Annotated in this window: 20 protein-coding genes and 1 pseudogene; 13 read left to right on the top strand and 8 right to left on the bottom strand. The window is 70.4% G+C overall.

What is annotated here, in order from left to right; genetic code table 11:
- Positions 1-3: 3 nt before the first annotated feature.
- The 3 genes from MRBLWH7_RS13100 to purD form a co-directional block, all read right to left on the bottom strand.
- Positions 4-705, bottom strand: a complete 702-nt coding sequence (locus MRBLWH7_RS13100) for a DUF2306 domain-containing protein (protein ID WP_341995142.1) — start codon at positions 703-705, stop codon at positions 4-6.
- Between the two features lie 86 nt (positions 706-791).
- Complete coding sequence (locus MRBLWH7_RS13095; protein ID WP_341995141.1) at positions 792-1,184, bottom strand: hypothetical protein; 393 nt, start codon at positions 1,182-1,184, stop codon at positions 792-794.
- Between the two features lie 3 nt (positions 1,185-1,187).
- Positions 1,188-2,462: a phosphoribosylamine--glycine ligase gene (gene purD, locus MRBLWH7_RS13090; protein ID WP_341995139.1), complete on the bottom strand. Its 1,275-nt coding sequence runs from the start codon at positions 2,460-2,462 to the stop codon at positions 1,188-1,190.
- A gap of 236 nt (positions 2,463-2,698) precedes the next feature.
- Here purD and MRBLWH7_RS13085 point away from each other — a divergent pair, with 236 nt between their 5' ends.
- The gene (locus tag MRBLWH7_RS13085; RefSeq protein ID WP_341995136.1) at positions 2,699-3,067 is read left to right on the top strand and encodes a sterol carrier family protein; all 369 of its coding nucleotides are present in this window, start codon (positions 2,699-2,701) and stop codon (positions 3,065-3,067) included.
- Between the two features lie 116 nt (positions 3,068-3,183).
- The gene (locus tag MRBLWH7_RS13080; RefSeq protein WP_341995134.1) at positions 3,184-3,537 is read left to right on the top strand and encodes a potassium transporter Trk; all 354 of its coding nucleotides are present in this window, start codon (positions 3,184-3,186) and stop codon (positions 3,535-3,537) included.
- A gap of 8 nt (positions 3,538-3,545) precedes the next feature.
- Here MRBLWH7_RS13080 and MRBLWH7_RS13075 read toward each other — a convergent pair whose 3' ends face one another.
- The gene (locus MRBLWH7_RS13075) at positions 3,546-4,157 is read right to left on the bottom strand and encodes a zinc-binding alcohol dehydrogenase (RefSeq protein ID WP_342002044.1); all 612 of its coding nucleotides are present in this window, start codon (positions 4,155-4,157) and stop codon (positions 3,546-3,548) included.
- A 129-nt stretch (positions 4,158-4,286) separates the two neighbouring features.
- Here MRBLWH7_RS13075 and purM point away from each other — a divergent pair, with 129 nt between their 5' ends.
- From purM to MRBLWH7_RS13060, 3 genes are read left to right on the top strand one after another with little or no spacing between them, the layout of a single operon-like run.
- The gene (purM, locus tag MRBLWH7_RS13070) at positions 4,287-5,438 is read left to right on the top strand and encodes a phosphoribosylformylglycinamidine cyclo-ligase (RefSeq protein ID WP_341995133.1); all 1,152 of its coding nucleotides are present in this window, start codon (positions 4,287-4,289) and stop codon (positions 5,436-5,438) included.
- Positions 5,439-5,472: 34 nt separating this feature from the next.
- Positions 5,473-6,933 carry an amidophosphoribosyltransferase gene (gene purF / locus MRBLWH7_RS13065; RefSeq protein WP_341995132.1) on the top strand — a complete coding sequence of 487 codons (1,461 nt, stop codon included), beginning with the start codon at positions 5,473-5,475 and terminating at the stop codon, positions 6,931-6,933.
- Positions 6,934-6,990: 57 nt separating this feature from the next.
- The gene (locus MRBLWH7_RS13060) at positions 6,991-8,226 is read left to right on the top strand and encodes an MFS transporter (RefSeq protein ID WP_341995131.1); all 1,236 of its coding nucleotides are present in this window, start codon (positions 6,991-6,993) and stop codon (positions 8,224-8,226) included.
- Between the two features lie 99 nt (positions 8,227-8,325).
- On the opposite strand, the gene MRBLWH7_RS13055 is transcribed toward MRBLWH7_RS13060, so the two are convergent.
- Positions 8,326-8,523, bottom strand: coding sequence for a DUF3073 family protein (locus MRBLWH7_RS13055; RefSeq protein WP_018173852.1), 198 nt, complete (start codon positions 8,521-8,523; stop codon positions 8,326-8,328).
- 168 nt (positions 8,524-8,691) lie between these two features.
- Here MRBLWH7_RS13055 and MRBLWH7_RS13050 point away from each other — a divergent pair, with 168 nt between their 5' ends.
- A complete protein-coding gene (locus tag MRBLWH7_RS13050; RefSeq protein WP_341995128.1) occupies positions 8,692-9,231 on the top strand; it encodes a universal stress protein in 540 nt (179 codons plus the stop codon).
- A 230-nt stretch (positions 9,232-9,461) separates the two neighbouring features.
- Here MRBLWH7_RS13050 and MRBLWH7_RS13045 read toward each other — a convergent pair whose 3' ends face one another.
- Both MRBLWH7_RS13045 and MRBLWH7_RS13040 read right to left on the bottom strand, forming a co-directional pair.
- Complete coding sequence (locus MRBLWH7_RS13045; RefSeq protein WP_341995126.1) at positions 9,462-10,070, bottom strand: PadR family transcriptional regulator; 609 nt, start codon at positions 10,068-10,070, stop codon at positions 9,462-9,464.
- Positions 10,071-10,075: 5 nt separating this feature from the next.
- Positions 10,076-11,002, bottom strand: coding sequence for a DUF4097 family beta strand repeat-containing protein (locus tag MRBLWH7_RS13040; protein ID WP_341995124.1), 927 nt, complete (start codon positions 11,000-11,002; stop codon positions 10,076-10,078).
- Positions 11,003-11,280: 278 nt separating this feature from the next.
- Here MRBLWH7_RS13040 and MRBLWH7_RS13035 point away from each other — a divergent pair, with 278 nt between their 5' ends.
- The gene (locus MRBLWH7_RS13035) at positions 11,281-12,063 is read left to right on the top strand and encodes a MerR family transcriptional regulator (protein WP_341995122.1); all 783 of its coding nucleotides are present in this window, start codon (positions 11,281-11,283) and stop codon (positions 12,061-12,063) included.
- 89 nt (positions 12,064-12,152) lie between these two features.
- Here MRBLWH7_RS13035 and MRBLWH7_RS13030 read toward each other — a convergent pair whose 3' ends face one another.
- Positions 12,153-12,317 carry a hypothetical protein gene (locus MRBLWH7_RS13030; protein ID WP_181911764.1) on the bottom strand — a complete coding sequence of 55 codons (165 nt, stop codon included), beginning with the start codon at positions 12,315-12,317 and terminating at the stop codon, positions 12,153-12,155.
- Positions 12,318-12,529: 212 nt separating this feature from the next.
- Between MRBLWH7_RS13030 and MRBLWH7_RS13025 the strand changes: the two genes are divergently transcribed.
- The 6 genes and pseudogenes from MRBLWH7_RS13025 to MRBLWH7_RS13000 all read left to right on the top strand — a co-directional run.
- Positions 12,530-13,414, top strand: a complete 885-nt coding sequence (locus MRBLWH7_RS13025) for an SDR family oxidoreductase (protein WP_341995118.1) — start codon at positions 12,530-12,532, stop codon at positions 13,412-13,414.
- A 45-nt stretch (positions 13,415-13,459) separates the two neighbouring features.
- On the top strand, positions 13,460-13,726 hold the full coding sequence (locus MRBLWH7_RS13020) for a Rho termination factor N-terminal domain-containing protein (protein WP_341995116.1): 267 nt from the start codon (positions 13,460-13,462) through the stop codon (positions 13,724-13,726).
- A 72-nt stretch (positions 13,727-13,798) separates the two neighbouring features.
- On the top strand, positions 13,799-14,815 hold the full coding sequence (locus MRBLWH7_RS13015; RefSeq protein ID WP_341995113.1) for a DNA topoisomerase IB: 1,017 nt from the start codon (positions 13,799-13,801) through the stop codon (positions 14,813-14,815).
- Between the two features lie 828 nt (positions 14,816-15,643).
- A complete protein-coding gene (locus tag MRBLWH7_RS13010; protein WP_341995111.1) occupies positions 15,644-16,057 on the top strand; it encodes a CrcB family protein in 414 nt (137 codons plus the stop codon).
- Positions 16,054-16,425 carry a fluoride efflux transporter CrcB gene (crcB, locus tag MRBLWH7_RS13005; RefSeq protein WP_341995109.1) on the top strand — a complete coding sequence of 124 codons (372 nt, stop codon included), beginning with the start codon at positions 16,054-16,056 and terminating at the stop codon, positions 16,423-16,425. The genes MRBLWH7_RS13010 and crcB overlap by 4 nt, the downstream gene beginning before the upstream one ends.
- A gap of 93 nt (positions 16,426-16,518) precedes the next feature.
- Positions 16,519-19,581 (top strand): annotated as a pseudogene (locus MRBLWH7_RS13000) (efflux RND transporter permease subunit); the annotation flags it as partial.
- Between the last annotated feature and the right edge of the window lie 463 nt (positions 19,582-20,044).

Raw genomic sequence — 20,044 nt, 5'->3', positions numbered from 1 at the left:
CCCTCATGATAGGCGGGCACCGGTCGCCGCCATCGGGGCGCTGCTGCGGCGGCGTCCTGCCCCGGCGCGCCGCCGGATGGCGATCTCGGCCACGACGAGGTTGATCACCCAACCGGCCGTCATGAGCAGAGTGTGGGTGATCGGCGCGGGGGTGCCGACGAGCAACGTGTACGGGAGGAACACGAGCACCTGCGTGCCCGCGCCCATGCCGATCGCGTAGGCCCGCGTCATCCACGCGCTGTGCGTGCGCACGTCGCCGCGTCGGATCGCGACGAACGCGACGATGATCGCGGCGGCCATGGCCGTGCCGAGCACGATGCGCACGGCCGCGAGGCCCGGACCGGTGACGGATGCGGGCATGTCGTAGAACAGGGTCATCCACAGTGCCGACAGGGCTGAGACCAGGCCCGCGGGCGCGGCGATGCGCCCCGAGATGCGGTGCCAGCGCCGACGGCGCAGCGACGGCGCGAACTGGAGCGCCCCGAGCACGAGGAAGACGCTGGAGCCGATGATGTGCGCGACGACCGGGACCGGCGAGTCGAAGAAGCGGGCGTTGTCGTCCGTGACCGTCGCGCCGGTGGTGAGCTGGGTGAGACGCGCCGAGCCCGCGACGATCGGGACGAGACTCAGGGCGATGAGCCCGGCGGGGACGAGCCACTGGGGTCGGCGTCGGATGCCTCGCGGGAGGGTGTTGGCGGTGGTCATGGTGCCCATGCTCCCGACAACGGATGCCGCGCTGCTTCGGCCGCCCGGCTCGAAACGCCTCGTCCGATCGGCCGACCCGCGGTCTGTCACTCCTCGCGGATGCACCCTCCGTGGGCGTTCACACCGCCGAGGTCGATGGAGACGGTGCCCGAGGCGCCGACCGAGCCGTACACGCACCCGCCCGAGACCTCTGCCCCGAACAGCAGGCTGTCGCCGACGACACGCGTCTCGACCTCGGCCGCCCCGGCCTTCTCGAGCGCGTCACGCACGGCGTCCTCGGTGACCGCGCCGGTCGCCTGCAGCGCCTGCAGCCCGGTGGTCGCAGCGGCGACCAGGGCCTCGTTCGCGGCCTGGTGCGCCTGGTCCATCAGCTCCTTGCCCGGGGCCTCGATGTCGACGCTCGCCGAGCACGCCGACATCGCTCCACCGGCGAGCAGCAGCAGGGCGATGCAGGCGGCGGATGCTGCGCGCCGACGCATGCGTCAGAGCCCTTCGGCGACGCGCGCGGCGATGTCGGTGCGGTGCTGGCCGCCCTCGAGGCCGATCGCGCCGAGCGCGCGGTAGGCGCGGTCGCGGGCCTCGACGAACGTGGTGCCGACGCCGACGACGTTGAGCACGCGGCCGCCGGTGGCGACAAGGCCGCCGTCGGTCTCGGCGGTGGCGGCGTGCGCGAGGTGCACCCCATCGATCGCCTCGGCCTCTCGCAGGTTCGTGAGCGCGCGACCGGTCACGGGCGACGCCGGGTAGCCCTCGCTCGCGAGCACGACCGTCACGGCGACGTCGTTCGCGAAGGCGGGGAGAGGGAGATCCTCCAGGCGACCGGATGCTGCGGCCAGCAGCAGTTCCGACAGCGGGTCGACGAGCCGGGGCAGCACGACTTGGGTTTCGGGGTCGCCGAAGCGGGCGTTGAACTCGATGACCTTGACGCCGTCGTCGGTCAGGATGAGACCGGCGTAGAGGAGTCCGATGAACGGCGTGCCTTCAGCATCCAATTGACGGATGACGGGCTCGGCGATGTCGCGCGTGACGAGCTCCACGAACTCGCGCTCGCTGCCGAACCTGCCGTCGAGCCAGGGGAGGGGGGAGTACGCGCCCATGCCGCCGGTGTTGGGGCCCTCGTCGCCGTCGAGCAGGCGCTTGTAGTCCTGGGCGGGGCTGAGCGGCAGCACGTGGTCGCCGTCGCTGAGGAAGAAGAGCGAGACCTCGGGGCCCGACAGGAACTCCTCGATCAGCACCGCGCCGGACGGCAGGTACTCGTCGGCGTGCGCCAGCGCGGCCTCGCGGTCGGAGGTGACGATGACCCCCTTGCCGGCGGCGAGCCCGTCGGCCTTGACGACGTGCGGAGCGCCGAGCTCGTCGAGCGCGGCCTCGGCCTCGGCGCGCGTGTGCGCGCGCACGGCGCGGCCGGTCGGAACGCCGGCGGCCTCCATGATCCGCTTGGCGAACGTCTTGGAGCCCTCGAGCTGCGCGGCCTCCTTGCCGGGCCCGAACGCCGGGATGCCGCGCTTGCGCACCGCATCGGCGACGCCCGCGACCAACGGGGCCTCGGGGCCGATCACGACGAGGGCGATGTCGTGGTCGATCGCGAACTGGCTGACGGCCGCGGGGTCGTTCTGGTCGAGGGCGACGAGCTGCGCGTCCTGCCCGATGCCCGCGTTGCCGGGGGCTGCGAAGATCTCGTGCTCGGCCTCCTCCGACCGCAGCGCCAGGATGATGGCGTGCTCCCGCGCGCCCGAGCCGAGAACCAGGATCTTCACGCCTCCAGCCTACCGGCGGCCCTTCGCGGCGTTTCGGCGGTCGAGGATTCAGGAGAGATGCCGAGAACAGGCCCCGAGAAGAGGCCTGAGCCCGCGTGCTTCCTGATTTTTCGACGCACTCGGGCGGGGACCGGGGGCATTCGCGTCAAGACTCCGGGCGGAATCGACGTGCTCTGGGCCTCGGGCCGCCGGATCGGCGCCTCCTGTCCGGAGTCTTCACGCGTAGCGTGGGTGACGTGGCCCGCAAGATCTCGACCGACGACGGCCGCGCGGCCCTGAGCGCGGTCGCGGCGGCGGACGCGGCATCCCTCCCGCCCGCCCGCACCGACAACGCGACGGCGGTGCGCTATCTGCTGCAGCTGCTCGCCGAGAAGGCGCCGGGCAACTCGGTCGAGGTCCGGGTGCCGCCGTTCGGCGCGGTGCAGGTGGTCGAGGGGCCGCGGCACACGCGCGGCACGCCGCCCAACGTCGTCGAGACCGACCCCGCGACGTGGATCGCGCTCGCGACCGGGACGGTGCAGTGGACGGATGCTGCCGCCGCAGGTCGCATCAGCGCCTCGGGCACGCGCGCCGACATCTCCGACCTCCTGCCCCTGCGCCCCTGACGCCTGGCCAGTGCCGTTTCGTCGGATCAACGGCGCACACCGCGTCCCTCGCAGTGGTCCGGATCGTCCGCCATCCGCGTGGGCGCGATCCGCTCGCCGGGTGGGACAATGGGTACATGCCCGAGCACAGCCAGGACCGCATCGAGACCGTGCGCGTGCGACGCGCACCCAAGATCTCGGTCTTCCTGATCGTCGGGGCACTGATCGGCGTCTTCGTGGCGATGATCCTCACGTTCGCCTTCAACGGCACGGCCGAAGTGAGCCCCAACACCGGCGTCCTGTACTCGCAGGCCCAGGTGTTCGGCTTCCTGGCGCTCATCTGCGCGCCCATCGGCCTCGCCCTCGGCGGCATCCTCGCGCTGATCCTCGACCGCCGGTCACGGCGCCGCACGCAGCAGGTCGCCGTCGACCACGAGCAGGTGCACGTCGACCCCGAGCCCGGCACGAACGGCCACGGCCCGGCCCACTGACCCGCGGTCTACGCGAGCTCGGCGATGATCGGGTGGATCGCGGCGTCGAAGGCCGCGACATCCCCCCGCAGTCCGTCGGTGACGGCGACCGTGAGCGAGCCGATCCACCACACGCCCCGCTGATTCAACGGCAGCACCTGCACGTTGAGCTCGAACGAGTGCGCCCGGCGGCCGACCTGTCGCTCGTGTTCGGCGATCGCCCCCGCATAGGCGCGGTACGCGGTGCCCGTGCTGTGCGACGCCTCTTTGCGGTACCGGGCGTTCGCGGACTGCGCGAAAGCCAGCGCCTCGACCGCGTGCGGCTCGAACGCCGCCCGCAGATCCTCGCAGCCCTCGATGGGCAGGGCCAGCGCGGTGTCGAAGCCGTCGACCAGATCGAGGGGGACCGGCGACGGGTGCGCCTGCGGCTCCACGGTCATCGCCCAGAATTCGCGCCACTGCCGTTCGAGCAGCGCCTGCGCTTCTTCGGACCGATTATTCGCGCGGGGAGGGATGCCGCGCAGGTGCGGCAGCTCCTCCGGAGAACGGATGCCGAGCACCTGGCGCAGGTAGAGGGCGAGAAGAACCGGCTGACCGGCGTCTTCGCGGATCAGCCATTCCGGAGCACCGGCGCCGCCCATGCGGCAATTGTAGATCCGGGCAGGGACGTCGCGGCGGGCCGGGCCAGAAGCGAGGACGGATGCTGCGGCCGCCGTAACAGCGATGGCGCCCGGCATCCGTCCAGGTGTGTCGCCGGTAGGCTGGTAGCCGTGGCCTCATCCGAACGCGATGCCCCCTCCCGCCCCGAACAGCCTGTGAACCCGTACCGGGCTGCGGGCGTCGACACCGCCGCCGGCGACCTCGCCGTCGAGCTGATGAAGTCGGCGGTGCGACGCACCCACGGACCGGAGGTGCTCGGCGGCGTCGGCGGCTTCGCCGGACTCTTCGACGCGACCGCTTTCAAGGCCTACGACAAGCCGCTGCTGGCCACCAGCACCGACGGCGTCGGCACGAAGGTCGCCATCGCCCAGGCCATCGACAAGCACGACACGATCGGTCAGGACCTCGTCGGCATGGTCGTCGACGACATCGTCGTGGTCGGCGCGAAGCCGCTGTTCATGACCGACTACATCGCGTGCGGCAAGGTCTTCCCCGAGCGCATCGCCGACATCGTCCGCGGCATCGCCGACGGCTGCTCGGCCACCGGCACCGCCCTCGTCGGCGGCGAGACCGCCGAGCACCCGGGCCTTCTGGGCATCAGCGACTACGACGTCGCGGGCGCCGCGACCGGCATCGTCGAGGCGTCGCGCGTGCTGGGCGCCGAGCGGGTACGCGAGGGCGACGTCGTCCTGGCGCTCGCGAGCTCGGGCCTTCACTCCAACGGCTACTCGCTGGTGCGCCACATCGTCGCCGGCTCCGGCATCCAGTACGGCGACAACGCCGCCGACTTCGGCACCACGTGGGGCGAGGCGCTGCTCGAGCCGACCCGCCTCTACACGCTGCCGCTGCTGCGACTCATCACCGAGACCGGCGACGCCGTCCATTCCCTGAGCCACGTCACCGGTGGGGGCATCGCCGCGAACCTCGCACGCGTGCTGCCGCAGGGCACGTGGGTCGAGGTCGACCGTTCCACGTGGTCGCCGTCCCCGGTGTTCCGCGTCCTCGCCGACCTCGGCGACCTCGAGCTCGAGGCGACCGAGGGCACCTGGAATCTCGGCATCGGCTTCCTCGCGGTCGCTTCGGCCGACAAGGCCGAGGCCGCAGCATCCGCTCTCTCCCGTGAAGGCATCGCGACGTGGCAGGTGGGTGTCGTGCACACCGGCGACCGCCCCGCCGGCGGTCACTGGGAGCAGGGCGCCAAGGGCGTCGACGGCGGCGCGGTCCGCCTCGTCGGTGCCTACGCAGACCACGCGGCTCGCTGAGCCGGATCAGAAACAGCAGGAGCAGGCAACACCCATGTGCGGAATCGTCGGAATGGTGGGCCGCAGGTCCGTCAACCAGGAGATCTACGACTCCCTCCTCCTCCTGCAGCACCGCGGCCAGGACTCCACGGGCATCGCCACCGCCGAGCGCAACGGCGTCGTGCACCAGCACAAGACGCGCGGCCAGGTGCGGGAGTCGTTCCGCACGCGCGACATGCGCGCGCTCCTCGGCGAGATCGGCCTCGGTCATGTGCGCTACGCGACCAAGGGCACCGCGTCGAACGAAGAAGAGGCGCAGCCGTTCTACGTGAACGCGCCCTACGGCATCGTCCTGGTGCACAACGGCAACCTCACGAACACCCGCGAGCTCACGCAGGAGCTCTTCCACAAGGACCGCCGCCACCTCAACACGTCGTCCGACACCGAGCTGCTCGTCAACGTGCTCGCGAACGAGCTGCAGTCGTCGATCTCGGGCCTCGAGCTCGACCCGGCGCAGGTGTTCCATGCGGTGACGCGCGTGCACGAGCGCGTCGAGGGCTCGTACGCGGCGATCGCGCTGATCGCGGGTTACGGCCTTCTCGCATTCCGTGATCCCTTCGGCATCCGTCCCCTCATCCTCGGCACGCGCAAGCACGAGGACGGCCACTACGAGTGGGTGGTCACGAGCGAGTCGCTCGTGCTCGAGAACGGCGAGTTCGAGGTCGTGCGCGACGTCGATCCGGGCGAGGCCGTCTTCATCGATCTCGAGGGCAACCTCCACACGAAGCAGTGCGCCACCGATGCGCAGCTCGTGCCGTGCTCGTTCGAGTACGTGTACCTCGCCCGCCCCGACTCGGTGATGAACGGCATCTCGGTCTACGAGGCGCGCCTGCGCATGGGTGACCGGCTCGCCGACACGATCGCGAAGTACACGCCGAAGGAGGCGATCGACGTCGTGATGCCGATCCCCGACTCGTCGCGCCCCGCCGCCATGCAGGTCGCACGCAAGCTCGGCGTCGAGTACCGCGAGGGCTTCTACAAGAACCGCTACGTCGGCCGAACGTTCATCATGCCCGGTCAGGCCGCCCGCAAGCGCAGCGTGCGCCAGAAGCTCAACGCCATGTCGAGCGAGTTCAAGGGCAAGAACGTGCTCCTCATCGACGACTCCATCGTGCGCGGCACGACGTCGAAGGAGATCATCCAGATGGCACGGGATGCCGGGGCCAAGAGCGTCACGTTCGCCTCGGCCGCGCCGCCCGTGCGCTACCCGCACGTCTACGGCATCAACATGCCGTCTCGTCACGAGCTGGTGGCCCACGGCCGCACGATCCCCGAGATCGCCGAGGAGCTCGGCGCCGACTTCGTCGTCTACCAGGAGGTCGAGGACCTCAAGGCGGCGATCCTCGAAGGCTCCGATGTGGAGGACCTCGACATGAGCTGCTTCGACGGCCGCTACATCACCGGCACGGTCACCGACGAGTACCTCGCGTGGGTGGAGGGCTCCCAGGAGTCCTGACCCTCCGGCCGCCCGCGCAGGGCCGGGGCATCCGCTCGCGCGCATAGGCTTGGACGAGTGAATTCGTCTCCTGCCCGCCCGCTCTGGCAGGGGAGGACCCTCGCGCTCGTCGGCATCGTGCTGTTCGCGTTCTCGCTGCGGTCGGCCGTGGCCTCGCTGTCGCCGCTGTACGACCACATCGTGGCGGACTTCGCCGTCCCGCCGGCGGTGATCGGGCTCATCGGCACGGCGCCGCCGGTGTGCTTCGCGATCTTCGGCCTGCTGACGCCGGCGCTCGAGCGCCGCTTCGGGCTCGAACGCCTCGCGGTCGCGGCGATGGCGGTCGTGACGCTCGGACTCGTCGCGCGCAGCTTCGCGCCGAGCTGGGGACTGCTGCTCGCCGGCACCGCGCTGGTGTTCGCCGCCGTCGGCACGGGCAACATCCTGCTCCCGCCGCTGGTGAAGCGCTACTTCCCCGATCGCATCGGGCTGATGACGACCATCTTCTCGACCACGATGGCTGCGGCGACCTTCGTGCCGCCCCTCATCGCGGTTCCGATGGCGGATGCCGCGGACTGGCACTTCTCGCTGGGCTTGTGGGCCGTGTTCGGCCTGGTGGCGATGATTCCATGGATCGGTCTGTCGCTGCGCCACCGAGCCGCGCAAGCCGAGAAGGACGATGACGACGACATGCCGAGTCCTCAGGCGTTCGGCCGCATGTGGCGGGTTCCGCTCGCCTGGGCGCTGCTCGTCGCGTTCGCGATGTCGAGCATCATCGCCTACACGATGTTCGCGTGGATGCCGAGGCTGCTGGTCGACATCTCCGGCGTGGCTCCGGCCACGGCGGGTGCGCTGCTGTCGCTCTTCGGGTTCATGGGCCTGCCGGCATCCCTCGTGGTGCCGCTGCTGGTCACGCGCTGGAACGCGACGCGACTGCTGTTCGGCGTCGCGGTCGCGTGCGGGCTCGCGGGCATCGCAGGCTTCCTCTTCGCGCCCACGGCGGCGCCGTGGCTGTGGGTCGTACTGCTCGGGATCGCGCCCATGCTGTTCCCGATGGTCCTCGTGCTCCTCGGCCTGCGCACACGCACGCATGAGGGCTCGGTCGCCCTCAGCGGGTTCGTGCAGAGCGGCGGCTACGCGATCGCCGCGCTGTTCCCGGTCGGCGTCGGCCTGCTGCACGAGGCGACGGACTCGTGGACCGGTCCGCTCATCGCGCTCGCGATCGTCGTCGCGGCAGCGATCCCCGCGGGTGTCGTCGCCGCCCGCCCTCACACCGTCGAGGACGACTGGGAGCGACGCCACGGCACCTGGTGAGGCCACCGGGGGGACCGGTGAGTCACGCGAGGCCTGGAAGGCATCGAGGGTCGACGAACATCGGTCAGGCCGCCGAAACGGCGGCCGACGTGCGGGGTATTACGCCTGCGACGACGAGAGCGGTGAGGTCTCGTCCTCGTCTTCGTCGCTGTACTGGTCGGCCCACTTGTCGACGTACTCGTCTTCACTGTGGTGACCGAGCTCGCGCTCGAGTGCCGAGTAGTTCACGCTGTACGTGTCGTACTTCAGCTCTCGGGCGATCTTGGTGTGCTTCGCCTTCTGACGGCCACGCCCCATGCGAGACCCCCTCATTTAGGATCGCGGGCTATTCTGCGGGCTGTCAGCCGCGCAAACCCGGGCATTCACGAATCCGGCTTCGAACCGGTAAGAGTAGCATTCAGGATAACACGGAGCCCCCGAACCCCGGCGGTTCCGACGCCACCGGTGGAGGAGGAGCGCGGACATATGACCGACGAGGCATCCGAGCCGGAAGGCGATGCGAGGAAAGACGAGAGCCTGCACGGGGCGGTGATCGCGGGGGTCATCCCCGACCAGTCGCCGCGCGTCCTGAAGGAGGCGGCCCGCTACGCCAAGCTCTTCCAGGCACCGCTCGTGGTCGTGCACGTCGACGTCACGCGCTTCGTCACCTACGAGGACCCCGACGGGTACGTCCACTCCGCACCCCTCGACATCAACATCGCCGCCGGCGAAGGGGACCTCGCGAAGGTGCAGGATGCCGCAGCATCCGTCGTGGGCGACACCGGGCCCGAATGGACGGTGCGTCAGCTCGTCGGCGACCCCGCGATGGCCATCAAGCACTTCGCCGACGAGATCGACGCGCGCCTCATCGTCGTCGGCACCCGCAAGCGCGGCTTCGGCGAGTCGGTCCGCGAGTTCTTCACCGGCTCGGTCGGCGCGCGCCTCGCGCACCGGCAGCACCGACCGATCCTGATCGTGCCGCTCGGCGAGCCGGTTCCCGACGACGAGGAGATCTGGCCCGCCTGACCCGCGCTTTCTCGGAAGCCCGAGGCGTTTCGGCTGCGGGCGCCAGAGCGCCCTTCGCTCAACGAGCGAGGTTGAGGCGCCGGCCGCCCGGCCTTCCGGTCGCTCAACGAGCGAGGTTGAGGCGCCGGCCGCCCGGCCTTCCGGTCGTTGAGCGAGCGAGGAACGAGCGAGTCGAAACGCCCTGCGCTTGCGAGCAAGCCCAGAGCGTTTCGAACATCGGATGCTGCGGCTCAGCCGCGCAGCGCGCGTGTCACGTCGCGCGCCACACGGTCGAGCTCGCCGGCGAGCTGGTCGACCACCGCGGCGGCGAGCTCGCCCCCGCGGGCGACGTGGACGCGGACGTCGCCGCGCACGTTCGCGCGGAACTCGTTCACGAGGGCGTCGACGCGCTGCACCTGCTCGCGGCTGCGCACGCGGGGGTCGTCCTCGCGTGAGGGCTGCGGCGTGGACTCGCGCTCGTCGCGCGACGCGGCGGCGAGGTCGGCGCGGAGGCTCTTCATCGCCTCCCGGACGCTTCCGCGCACTTCGTCGGCGATGAGCCGCACCGAGTCGGCGAGGCCGGCCTCGATGCCCTCGAGCTCGCCCGCGCGCGACTGCACCTCGGCGTGGCCGGCCTCCGTGATCGCGTACACGGTCTTGCGACCGTCGACGGTCTTGGTCACGAGGCCCTCCTCTTCGAGCTTCGCCAGACGCGGATAGATGGTGCCGGCGCTGGGGGTGTAGGTTCCCCCGGTGCGGTCCGACAGGGCCTGCATGATGTCGTAGCCGTGGCGCGGCCCTTCATCGAGCAGGTTCAGCAGGTACAGGCGCAGGTCGCCGTGCGAGAAAACGGGGGCCATGGCGTTCACCACTCCTCTTCGTCGACGCCGGCGGCCTCGGCCGACGGGCCGGCATCAGCTGGCGCAGACGCCGGAGCATCGACGGAGGCCGGGGGCGCAGCATCCGTCACCGGAGGAGCCGCGCGGCGCAGCACGGTGATGTCGCCCGACACGCTGTGGGCGCGCACGTCGGCGAAGCTGCCGCTGAGCTCGCCGACCGAGCCGGAGTAGTTGGTGGTCGGGCCGGTGCCGTTGCCGGAGCGCACGACGCCGTCGACCTGGACGCGGCCGCTGACGCTGCGGATGACGTAGTTGGCGGGGTGCCCCTCGTCGAGGCGCACGGTCGAGGTGCCGCTGACGGTGTTGAGGCCGACCGACAGCATGTCGCCGGTCGAGTCGACGAGCACGGAGCCCGAGACGGTGTCGATGGTGGCCTTGCGGATGACGCCGGTGGCGGCCACGTCGCCCGAGACGCTGTTGGCGTTGAGGGCTCCGACGAGTTCGCGCACCTGCACGTCGCCCGAGACGGCGTTGACCGAGAGGTCGCCGGTGAGGCCGTCGACGATGATGTCGCCGGACACGGTGTTGAGCGAGGCGCCGGCCTGCAGGCCCGAGACGAGGGCGCTCGCGCTGACGACGCCGAGGGTGAGAGCGACGTCGCGGGGGACCGCGACGCTGATCTCGGCCTTGGGGCCAGAGGTGCCGAAGTTGCGGAACACCTCGAGGAAGTTGTCCCAGCGCAGCTGCGGGTGGTCGATCTCGACGTGGTCGTCGGCGACCTCGATACGGAGGTCCTTGACGGTGACGCCGTGGACCTCGATGCGGATGCCGGGCTCGTCGTGGGCGATCACGTCGACCTGTCCGCCGACGAGGCCGATCTTGAGCGTGCGCACGGTCTCGATGTCGATGACGCGTGTCTCGCCCGGGTGGATGATCCACTTCTCCAGGGTCATGACTGCTTCTCCTGCGGTTTCTCTAGGGGTGATCCATATCGCGATATATCGCGTGGTTCGAGAGTAACACGATATATCGCGTCTCTGGCAAGTCTCCGATCGCACTCCACAGGTTCCTCCGGGTTTGGGGCGCGCGGCGAACGCTCGGGGCGGCCGGCGCGCGCCCCGCATGCACGTGACGCGCCCCAAACGCGGGGCAACACGGATGCCGCCCCTTGACCTTGACGCGACGTCAACCTTTAGCGTGGTCAGCGACGACGAGACAGGAAGGAGGTCGCATGGAAGAGGAGCAGGAGTGGTCGATCCAGCAGATCGCGAAGCTCGCCGGCACCACGAGTCGGACGCTCCGCCACTACGACGACATCGGCCTGCTCGTGCCGTCGCGCATCGGCCATAACGGCTACCGGTACTACGGCCAGGCCGCGCTCGTGCGGCTGCAGCGCATCCTGCTGCTGCGCCAGCTCGGGCTCGGGCTGCCGCAGATCGCGGCGGTGATCGAGCGTGAGACCGGGGAGGTGCCTGCCCTCGAGGCGCACCTGGCATGGCTGCGACAGGAGCAGGACCGGCTGGCGCGGCAGATCGCGTCGGTCGAGAACACGATCAGTGCAGTGAGAGGAGGTGAACGACTGATGGCAGAGAACATGTTCGACGGCTTCGACCACACGCAGTACAAGGACGAGGTCGAACAGCGCTGGGGCGAGAAGGCGTACGCCGACGGCGACCGCTGGTGGCGCTCGATGAGCGCCGATGAGAAGGCGGCGTGGCAGCAGCGCGCCTCGGACCTCGGCCGTGACTGGATCGCGGCCGCGGAATCCGGGATGGCCCCCGACAGCGACGAGGCCCAGGCGGTCGCGGAGCGGCACGTCGAGTGGCTGGCGGGCATCCCAGGAACCCCGGCGGCGGCGCCCGGCGGCGACGTGAAGGGCTACGTGATCGGCCTCGGCGAGATGTATGTCGCCGACCCGCGCTTCGGGGCGAACTACGCGACGAGCCAGGGCGGCACGCACGGCGCCGAGTTCGTGCGCGATGCGCTCCGCGTGTACGCGGAGGCGAACCTGTAGTAATCCGGCACTCACGCAGAAGACGGACGGATGCCGCGGCCACGAGTGGCCGCGGCATCCGTCCGTCAACTGATCCTGTGGTGCAGGGGTCAGGTGCCTCGTCCGCCGCTGATGACTCGGAACAGGAAGGCGATCAGGGCGATGACTCCGACGATGATGGCCACCCACAGCAGCCAGCTCAGCGCCGAATTGAGGCCGCCGACGATCGCAAGAATGATCGCGACGACGATGATGATGATCAGGGCGAGGTTCATAGGAGCTTCTCCTTCTTCGTCGTCGATGCATGTGATGCATCGCGTGCCACGAGGGCACATATCGACAGTGGCACCCGCGGGGCGGCGTCCGTAGGGGCTTGACGACGCCGGTTTTCCGGTGATACGCCGGGGCACAGCGCTGCGTGTAGGGCGGTCGGGCGGGCGCTGTCAACCCCCATGAGGGTTCATGGCCGCGTCCGTAGCTTCGCGGTATGAGCACATCCGCGACCGATCCGACGACCGCTCACCACGAGGACGGCTTCCCCGCGCAGCAGCAGGACCAGCCGGGACTCACCGACGAGACCCGTCCCGAACCCGATCACGGCGAAGAGACGTATCGGGGAGCGCAGCGCCTGGACGGCCGCCGCGCCCTCATCACGGGCGGCGACTCCGGCATCGGCCGGGCCGTCGCCATCGCGTTCGCGCGCGAAGGAGCGGACGTCGCACTGACCTACATGCCTGAGGAGCAGGAGGACGCGGAAGACACCGCCCGCTGGATCACCGAGAGCGGTGCGCGCGCGCTGCCGCTCGAGGGCGACCTGCGTGACGAGGGCTTCTGCGCCGAGATCGTCGAGCGCGCCGTCGACGAGTTCGGCGGGCTCGACGTTCTCGTGCTCAACGCGGCGTACCAGAAGGACCGCGAGGGCCTCGACAAGCTCGAGACCGAGGAGATGGAGCGGGTGTTCCGCACCAACCTCTTCGCGCAGATCTTCACCGCCCGCGCCGCGATCCCTCGCCTGAAGCCCGGGGCGTCGATCATCGTCACGACGTCGATCCAGGCGTTCAACCCCTCGCCCGGACTCATTGACTACGCGATGACGAAGGCGGCGCAGGTCGCGTTCGTCAAGGCGCTCGCCGAAGAGCTCGGCGAGAAGGGGATCCGCGTGAACGGCGTCGCGCCGGGACCCATCTGGACCCCCCTCATCCCCGCGACGGGATGGGATGCTGAGCGCCTCGCCACGTTCGGACAGGACACGCCGCTGGGCCGTGCAGGTCAGCCCGCCGAGCTCGCCGGCGCGTACGTGTACCTCGCGAGCGACGCGGCGTCGTACACCTCCGGGGCGATCCTCCCGGTCACCGGGGGCAAGGGCCTGTGAAACCCGCACCCGCTGCGGCGGGAGCGACCAGGGAAGGAGGAAGCGATGCCCGCAGGACGTGGATCGAACTTGAAGGATCGCGACATGTACGAGGAGCTCCGCAAGGACGGCGCCTCGAAGGAGAAGGCCGCGCGCATCTCGAACGCCGCCGCGAGCCAGGGCCGGAAGCAGGTCGGCAAACGCGGCGGCAACGCCAAGGACTACGACGATCGCACCGTTCCGGAGCTGCGCGAGCGCGCGAAGGAGCTGGGTCTCAAGGGGTACTCGGGCAAGAAGAAGTCCGAGCTCATCTCGATGATCCGCAACCACTGACGTCGGGGGAGACTCGGCCGGCGGGTAACCCGAGCCCGTCGGCCGACCCGGCGATTTCGGTAGCGTGAACCGATGCCGAAGCTCGTCCGAGTCCGTCCCTACGAGGACCCCGGCTTCCGCCGGCTGCGCTCCGGGTCGGGCTTCCGGTACGTCGACGCCAAGGGGCGCCCGCCCGGATCCCGCCACCTCGCACGCATCCAGGCGCTGGTGATCCCGCCCGCCTGGCAGGACGTGTGGATCAGCACGCGCCCCGACGGGCACATTCAAGCGGTGGGCGTCGACGACGCCGGCCGCAGGCAGTACGTCTATCACCCCACCTGGACCGCCGGCCGCGACCGCGGCAAGTTCGCGCGGGCGCTGGCCCTCGCCGAGGCGCTGCCGCGCGCCCGCGCCCGGGTGACGACGTCGTTGCGCCGCGAAGCCCTCGACCGCGAACGCGTGCTCGCCGTCGCATTCCGGCTCCTCGACGAGGCCGCGCCGCGCATCGGCTCGGAGCGCTACTTCGCCGCACACGGCAGCCGCGGTCTCACGACCCTGCAGCGACGAGATGCCGCGGTCGCGGCATCCGTCATCACCTTCGCCTTTCCCGGCAAGAGCGGCAAGCACCAGCTGCTGGAGCTCGACGACGCCGAGCTCGCCGCGGCGATCGAACTCCTCGCGACGGGGCGGCCACGCTCGCCGTTGCTCGCGTGGCAGCGCGGGAGCAGGCGGGTGCCGCTGACCCCTGCCGAGGTGAATGCCTACGTCCGGTCGCTCACCGGCGGCAAGTTCACCGCCAAAGACTTCCGGACGCTCCGCGGCACGATCCTCGCCGCCGAGGCGCTCGCGCGCATCGGCACCGCAGACACCAAGACCGAGCGCAAGCGCGCCGAGGTGCTCGCCGTGCGCGCGACCGCCGAGGCCCTCGGCAACACCCCGTCGGTCGCGCGCGGCTCGTACATCGACCCTCGCGTCTTCGTCCGGTACGGCGACGGACACCTCCTCGACCTCTCCAAGACGGGTGAGTCCGCGATCCGCGCGCTCCTGCTGAAGCCCGCACGCCGCGGCGGCGAGCCCGAGCTTCCGGAGGACGTCGAGCTCGCGGAGTAGCGTGAAGGGATGCCGCAGCCCGCGATCCGCGGCTGCTGCGGCGTGGAGGTCGGCCCGGCGTTGCGGCCGCGTTGGGGCGTTTCGACTCGCTCGTTCCTCGCTCGCTCAACGAGCGGGAGGGCGGTGAAAGCACCGCTCGTTGAGCGGAGGGCGCTCTGGCGCCCGAAGTCGAAACGCCGCGGGTATCCGAGATCGCCGGAGTTGCGTGGAGGGATGCCGTGACCCCGCGATCCGCGGCTGCTGCGGGGTGGAGGTCGGCCCGGCGTTGCGGCCGCGTTGGGGCGTTTCGACTCGCTCGTTCCTCGCTCGCTCAACGAGCGGGAGGGCGGTGAAAGCACCGCTCGTTGAGCGGAGGGCGCTCTGGCGCCCGAAGTCGAAACGCCGCGGGTATCCGAGATCGCCGGAGTTGCGTGGAGGGATGCCGTGACCCCGCGATCCGCGGCTGCTGCGGGGTGGAGGTCGGCCCGGCGTTGCGGCCGCGTTGGGGCGTTTCGACTCGCTCGTTCCTCGCTCGCTCAACGAGCGGGAGGGAGGTCGATGCACCGCTCGTTGAGCGGAGGGCGCTCTGGCGCCCGAAGTCGAAACGCCGCGGGTATCCGAGATCGCCGGAGTTGCGTGGAGGGATGCCGTGACCCCGCGATCCGCGGCTGCTGCGGCGTGGAGGTCGGCCCGGCGTTGCGGCCGCGTTCGGGCGTTTCGACTCGCTCGTTCCTCGCTCGCTCAACGAGCGGGAGGGAGGTCGATGCACCGCTCGTTGAGCGGAGGGCGCTCTGGCGCCCGAGGTCGAAACGCCGCGGGTATCCGAGATCGCCGGAGTACGGTGAAGGGATGCCGCAGCCCGTCGATCCCCGGATCCTCGGGGTGACGGTTGCCGGCGGCGCGATCGGCGTCCTCGCCCGCGCGCTCGTGCTCGACCCGGTGACGGACCCGACGGCGGTGCCCTGGGTGACGCTCGGGATCAACGTGCTCGGATCCCTGATCCTCGGAGTCGTGGTCGGCTGGCTCGACGACCGGCGGCCGGTCCTGCGCTCGTTCCTCGGCACCGGGGTCATGGGCGGCTTCACGACCTACAGCGCGTTCGCGGTGGCCACGGCGCTGTGGGTCACGACGCCGTGGCTCGCTGCCGGGCTGGCGGCAGCATCCGTCATCGCAGGTGTCATCGGTGCGATCGTCGGACTGTTCATCGGACGCCGCATCGCCGACCGGCCGGGCGAGATCGAGTACCCGGAGGACGCCGAGTGAGCCCCTGGGTGCTCGTCGCAGCGCTCGCGGGGGGCGTCGGCGCAGGGCTCCGCTACCTCGTCGACCGGTGGCTCACTCCCGCCGCGGGTGGGCGGTTCCCCGTGGGGATCCTCGTGGTCAACGTCACGGGCTCGTTCGTGCTCGGCGTGATCACCGGGCTCGGAACGGCCATCGCCCCGGAGCTCTCGCTCGTGCTCGGCCTGGGCCTGCTCGGCGGTTACACGACCTTCAGCACGGTGTCGGTCGAGACCGTGCTGCTCGCCCAGCGAAAGCGCTGGCGGCACGCCGCGCTCAACCTGTTCGGCACGCTCGCGCTCGCCGCCGTCGCCGCCGGCCTCGGGCTGCTCCTCGGGGGAGCGGTTTCATGAGAGCCGCATGAAATACTGAACCGCGATACATCGGAAGTATCGAGCGGGCTCCCGCCCTCCCCCTGCATCATCCTCACCAGCGAAGGCCTCCGTGTGTCGAACCTCGCCGTTCTGAGTCTCAAGAACCGCGCGCTCATCGCGCTCATCACGATCGTCGCCGCCATCTTCGGCGGTCTCGCGCTCACGAACCTCAAGCAGGAACTGATCCCCTCGATCGAGTTCCCCGCCCTCGTCGTCGTCTCGACCTACCCGGGCGCGTCGCCCGAGGTCGTGAGCGCCGACGTGTCGGTGCCCATCGAGACCGCCATCCAGGGCGTTCCGGGACTCGAGTCGACGAGCGCGACGAGCACCACCAACGCCTCGATCGTGCAGGCGTCCTTCACCTACGGCACCGACCTCGCGACCGCCGAGCAGAAGATGACGCAGGCGATCAACCGCATCAAGTCGCAGCTTCCGACCGGGGTCGAGCCGAACGTCATCTCGGCGAGCATCGACGACTTCCCGGTGATCCAGGTGGCCGTGACGGGCTACGACGACGAGGCGACGATCCAGTCGCAGCTCGAGGCATCCGTCACTCCGGATCTCGAGGATGTCGCAGGCGTCAACGCCGCGCAGATCGTCGGTGGAGTGGGCCAGCGCGTCACGATCACGCCCGACCAGGCCGCCCTCGCCGAGGCCGGCTTCACGCAGCAGGCGATCCGCGATGCGCTCGACCAGAACGGCGTGCTGTTCCCCGGCGGCGAGATCACGGAGGGTGACGAGACGCTGACGGTGCAGACCGGCGCGAAGATCAGCTCGGTCGATGAGATCGCGGCGCTGCCGCTCGTGCCGTCGACCGCCGACCAGTTCGTGGCCGGCCCGAAGACCATCGGGGACGTCTCGACCGTCGAGGAGGAAGCCGACCCGGTCACGACCATCTCGCGCGTGAACGGCGAGCCGGCGCTCACGATCGCGGTCACGAAGCTGCCTGCGGCCAACACGGTCGACGTGTCGCGCGGCGTGCTCGCGGTGCTGCCCGACCTCGAGGACTCGCTCGACGGTGCGGAATTCACGGTCGTCTTCGATCAGGCGCCCTACATCCAGGAGTCGATCGACACCCTCGCGAAGGAGGGCCTGCTCGGCCTCGTCTTCGCGGTGATCGTGATCTTCATCTTCCTGTTGTCGGTGCGCTCGACGCTCGTCGCGGCGATCTCGATCCCGACGAGCATCCTCATCACGTTCATCGGCCTGCAGGCGTTCGGGTACTCGCTCAACATCCTGACCCTCGGCGCGATCACGATCGCGATCGGGCGCGTGGTCGACGACTCCATCGTCGTCATCGAGAACATCAAGAGGCACTACGTCGGCGACGCCGACAAGGGCGACGCCATCCGCCGCGCGGTGCGTGAGGTGGCCTCGGCCATCACGGCCTCGACGATCGTGACCGTCGCGGTGTTCCTGCCGATCGCGTTCGTCGGCGATGTCACGGGCGAGCTGTTCCGGCCGTTCGCGATGACCGTGACGATCGCCATGACGGCGTCGCTGTTCGTGGCGCTCACTATCGTGCCGGTGCTCGCGTACTGGTTCCTGAAGCCCGGCAAGCCGATCCTCGACGACCAGGGCGTTGCGGTCGACCCCGAGGACCCGGCCGCGCCGCCGAGCCGGCTGCAGAAGTCGTACCTGCCGATCCTGCGCTGGACGCTCCGGCACTCGTGGATCACGCTCGCGCTCGCTGTGCTCGTGCTCGTCGGCACGATCGCCGCGGCGCCGTTCATGAAGACGAACTTCCTCGGTGACTCGGGTCAGAACACGTTCACGATGACCCAGGACATCGGTCCGGCTCCTTCGCTCGAGGCCGAGAGCGCCGCGGCGGAGCAGGTCGAGGAGGTCCTGCTCGACATCGACGGCATCGAGACCGTGCAGGTGTCGATCGGCTCGAGCGGCTCGGCGCTGCGCGACGCCTTCTCGGGCGGCGGCAGCGGCATCACCTACTCGATCACGACCGACCCCGGTGTCGACCAGGTCGTGCTGCGCGAAGAGGTGCAGGACGCGGTCGCCGACCTCGACGACGCGGGCGAGATCATCGTCGCCGCAGGTGGCGGCGGGTTCGGCTCGACCGACATCGCGATCGACGTGACGGCTCCCGACTCCTCGACCCTTCAGGACGCGACGGACGCGGTGATCTCGGCCGTCGACGGAGCCGACGGCGTGGGTCAGGTCACGAGCAACCTGTCGGCGTCGCTGCCGTACATCGCCGTGACAGTGGACCGCGACAAGGCCGCGGAGCTGGGCCTCTCGGAGGTCGCGGTCGGCGCGCTGGTGTCGAACACGATGCAGCCGCGGTCGATCGGCACGGTCGAGATCGACGACACGTCGCTCACCGTGTACCTCGCCGCGTCCGAGACGCCCGCCTCCCTCGACGACCTGCGCCAGCTGCAGGTGCCGAGCGCTACCGGCCCGATTCCGCTCGAGCAGGTCGCGAGCGTCGAGGAGAGCGAGGGCCTGACCTCGATCACCACCGAGGGCGGCCGGCGGACCTCGACCGTCACGGTGACCCCGTCGACCGACAACCTGCAGACCGCGACGGCCTCGGTCACGACGGCTCTCGCCGACGCCGACCTGCCCTCATCGGCCGACGCGACGCTCGGCGGCGTCGTGACGCAGCAGCAGGACGCCTTCTCGCAGCTCGGCCTCGCCCTGCTCGCGGCGATCCTGATCGTCTACATCGTGATGGTCGCGACCTTCAAGTCCCTGCGCCAGCCGCTGCTGCTGCTGGTCTCGGTGCCGTTCGCGGCGACCGGCGCGATCCTGCTGCAGATCATCACGGGCGTGCCGCTGGGCGTTGCGTCGCTCATCGGCGTGCTGATGCTCATCGGCATCGTCGTGACGAACGCGATCGTGCTCGTCGACCTCGTGAACCAGTACCGGGTCAAAGGTTTGTCGGCGCATGACGCGACGGTGGCCGGAGGCTCTCGCCGTCTGCGTCCGATCCTCATGACGGCGCTCGCGACGATCTTCGCGCTCACCCCCATGGCGCTCGGCATCACCGGCCAGGGCGGCTTCATCTCGCAGCCCCTCGCCATCGTCGTGATCGGCGGCCTCGTGTCGTCGACCGTGCTGACGCTGCTGGTGCTGCCGACGCTCTACAACCTCGTCGAGGGTGCGAAGGAGCGGCGCATCGAGCGGCGCCGTCGCCGCGATGAGGGCGACGGCGGCGGGCCGGGTCCCGAGGGCGACGGGCCTGGGAGCGGCACGGATGCTGCGGCCGCGGGCGTGCTCGTGGGCGCCGGCGCTGGTGCGGATGCGGGTGTGGCCGGTGCTGAGGCTGGTGGCGAGGTTGCGGGGTCGGGTGCCGTGGGGGGCGCCGGTGCTGCCGGGGTTGCGGCGGCGGCGTTCGAGACCCGTCGGCAGCGTCGTCAGCGCGAGGCCGGCGGCGACGTCGCGACCGACACCGCGGGAATCGCGGTACCCGTGATCGAGGAGGGGCCTGACATCGAGGTCTCGGACTCGACCCCGGCACCCGTCGAGGCAGCGACGGAGCCGGCGGCTCTCGACGCCGGGGAGGCGGGCGAGTCCGACGAGACGCCCGCGCCCGAGAGCGCGGACACCGGCACCGGGGAACGTCACGAGCCTGAGCTCG

Origin of the sequence: Microbacterium sp. LWH7-1.2 (assembly GCF_038397755.1) — a bacterium.
Classification (GTDB): domain Bacteria; phylum Actinomycetota; class Actinomycetes; order Actinomycetales; family Microbacteriaceae; genus Microbacterium.
This window is presented reverse-complemented; position numbering and strand designations above follow the sequence as displayed.

What these genes read in the sequence shown, in the direction of transcription:
- MRBLWH7_RS13040 (WP_341995124.1), bottom strand. Translation starts at nt 11,002, where the DNA reads ATGACCCTGGAGAAGTGGATCATCCACCCGGGCGAGACACGCGTCATC.
- purF (WP_341995132.1), top strand. Translation starts at nt 5,473, where the DNA reads ATGTGCGGAATCGTCGGAATGGTGGGCCGCAGGTCCGTCAACCAGGAG.
- MRBLWH7_RS13015 (WP_341995113.1), top strand. Translation starts at nt 13,799, where the DNA reads ATGCCGAAGCTCGTCCGAGTCCGTCCCTACGAGGACCCCGGCTTCCGC.
- MRBLWH7_RS13095 (WP_341995141.1), bottom strand. Translation starts at nt 1,184, where the DNA reads ATGCGTCGGCGCGCAGCATCCGCCGCCTGCATCGCCCTGCTGCTGCTC.
- MRBLWH7_RS13010 (WP_341995111.1), top strand. Translation starts at nt 15,644, where the DNA reads ATGCCGCAGCCCGTCGATCCCCGGATCCTCGGGGTGACGGTTGCCGGC.
- MRBLWH7_RS13100 (WP_341995142.1), bottom strand. Translation starts at nt 705, where the DNA reads ATGACCACCGCCAACACCCTCCCGCGAGGCATCCGACGCCGACCCCAG.
- MRBLWH7_RS13030 (WP_181911764.1), bottom strand. Translation starts at nt 12,317, where the DNA reads ATGAACCTCGCCCTGATCATCATCATCGTCGTCGCGATCATTCTTGCG.
- MRBLWH7_RS13020 (WP_341995116.1), top strand. Translation starts at nt 13,460, where the DNA reads ATGCCCGCAGGACGTGGATCGAACTTGAAGGATCGCGACATGTACGAG.
- MRBLWH7_RS13045 (WP_341995126.1), bottom strand. Translation starts at nt 10,070, where the DNA reads ATGGCCCCCGTTTTCTCGCACGGCGACCTGCGCCTGTACCTGCTGAAC.
- MRBLWH7_RS13050 (WP_341995128.1), top strand. Translation starts at nt 8,692, where the DNA reads ATGACCGACGAGGCATCCGAGCCGGAAGGCGATGCGAGGAAAGACGAG.
- MRBLWH7_RS13055 (WP_018173852.1), bottom strand. Translation starts at nt 8,523, where the DNA reads ATGGGGCGTGGCCGTCAGAAGGCGAAGCACACCAAGATCGCCCGAGAG.
- MRBLWH7_RS13075 (WP_342002044.1), bottom strand. Translation starts at nt 4,157, where the DNA reads ATGGGCGGCGCCGGTGCTCCGGAATGGCTGATCCGCGAAGACGCCGGT.
- MRBLWH7_RS13035 (WP_341995122.1), top strand. Translation starts at nt 11,281, where the DNA reads ATGGAAGAGGAGCAGGAGTGGTCGATCCAGCAGATCGCGAAGCTCGCC.
- MRBLWH7_RS13025 (WP_341995118.1), top strand. Translation starts at nt 12,530, where the DNA reads ATGAGCACATCCGCGACCGATCCGACGACCGCTCACCACGAGGACGGC.
- MRBLWH7_RS13080 (WP_341995134.1), top strand. Translation starts at nt 3,184, where the DNA reads ATGCCCGAGCACAGCCAGGACCGCATCGAGACCGTGCGCGTGCGACGC.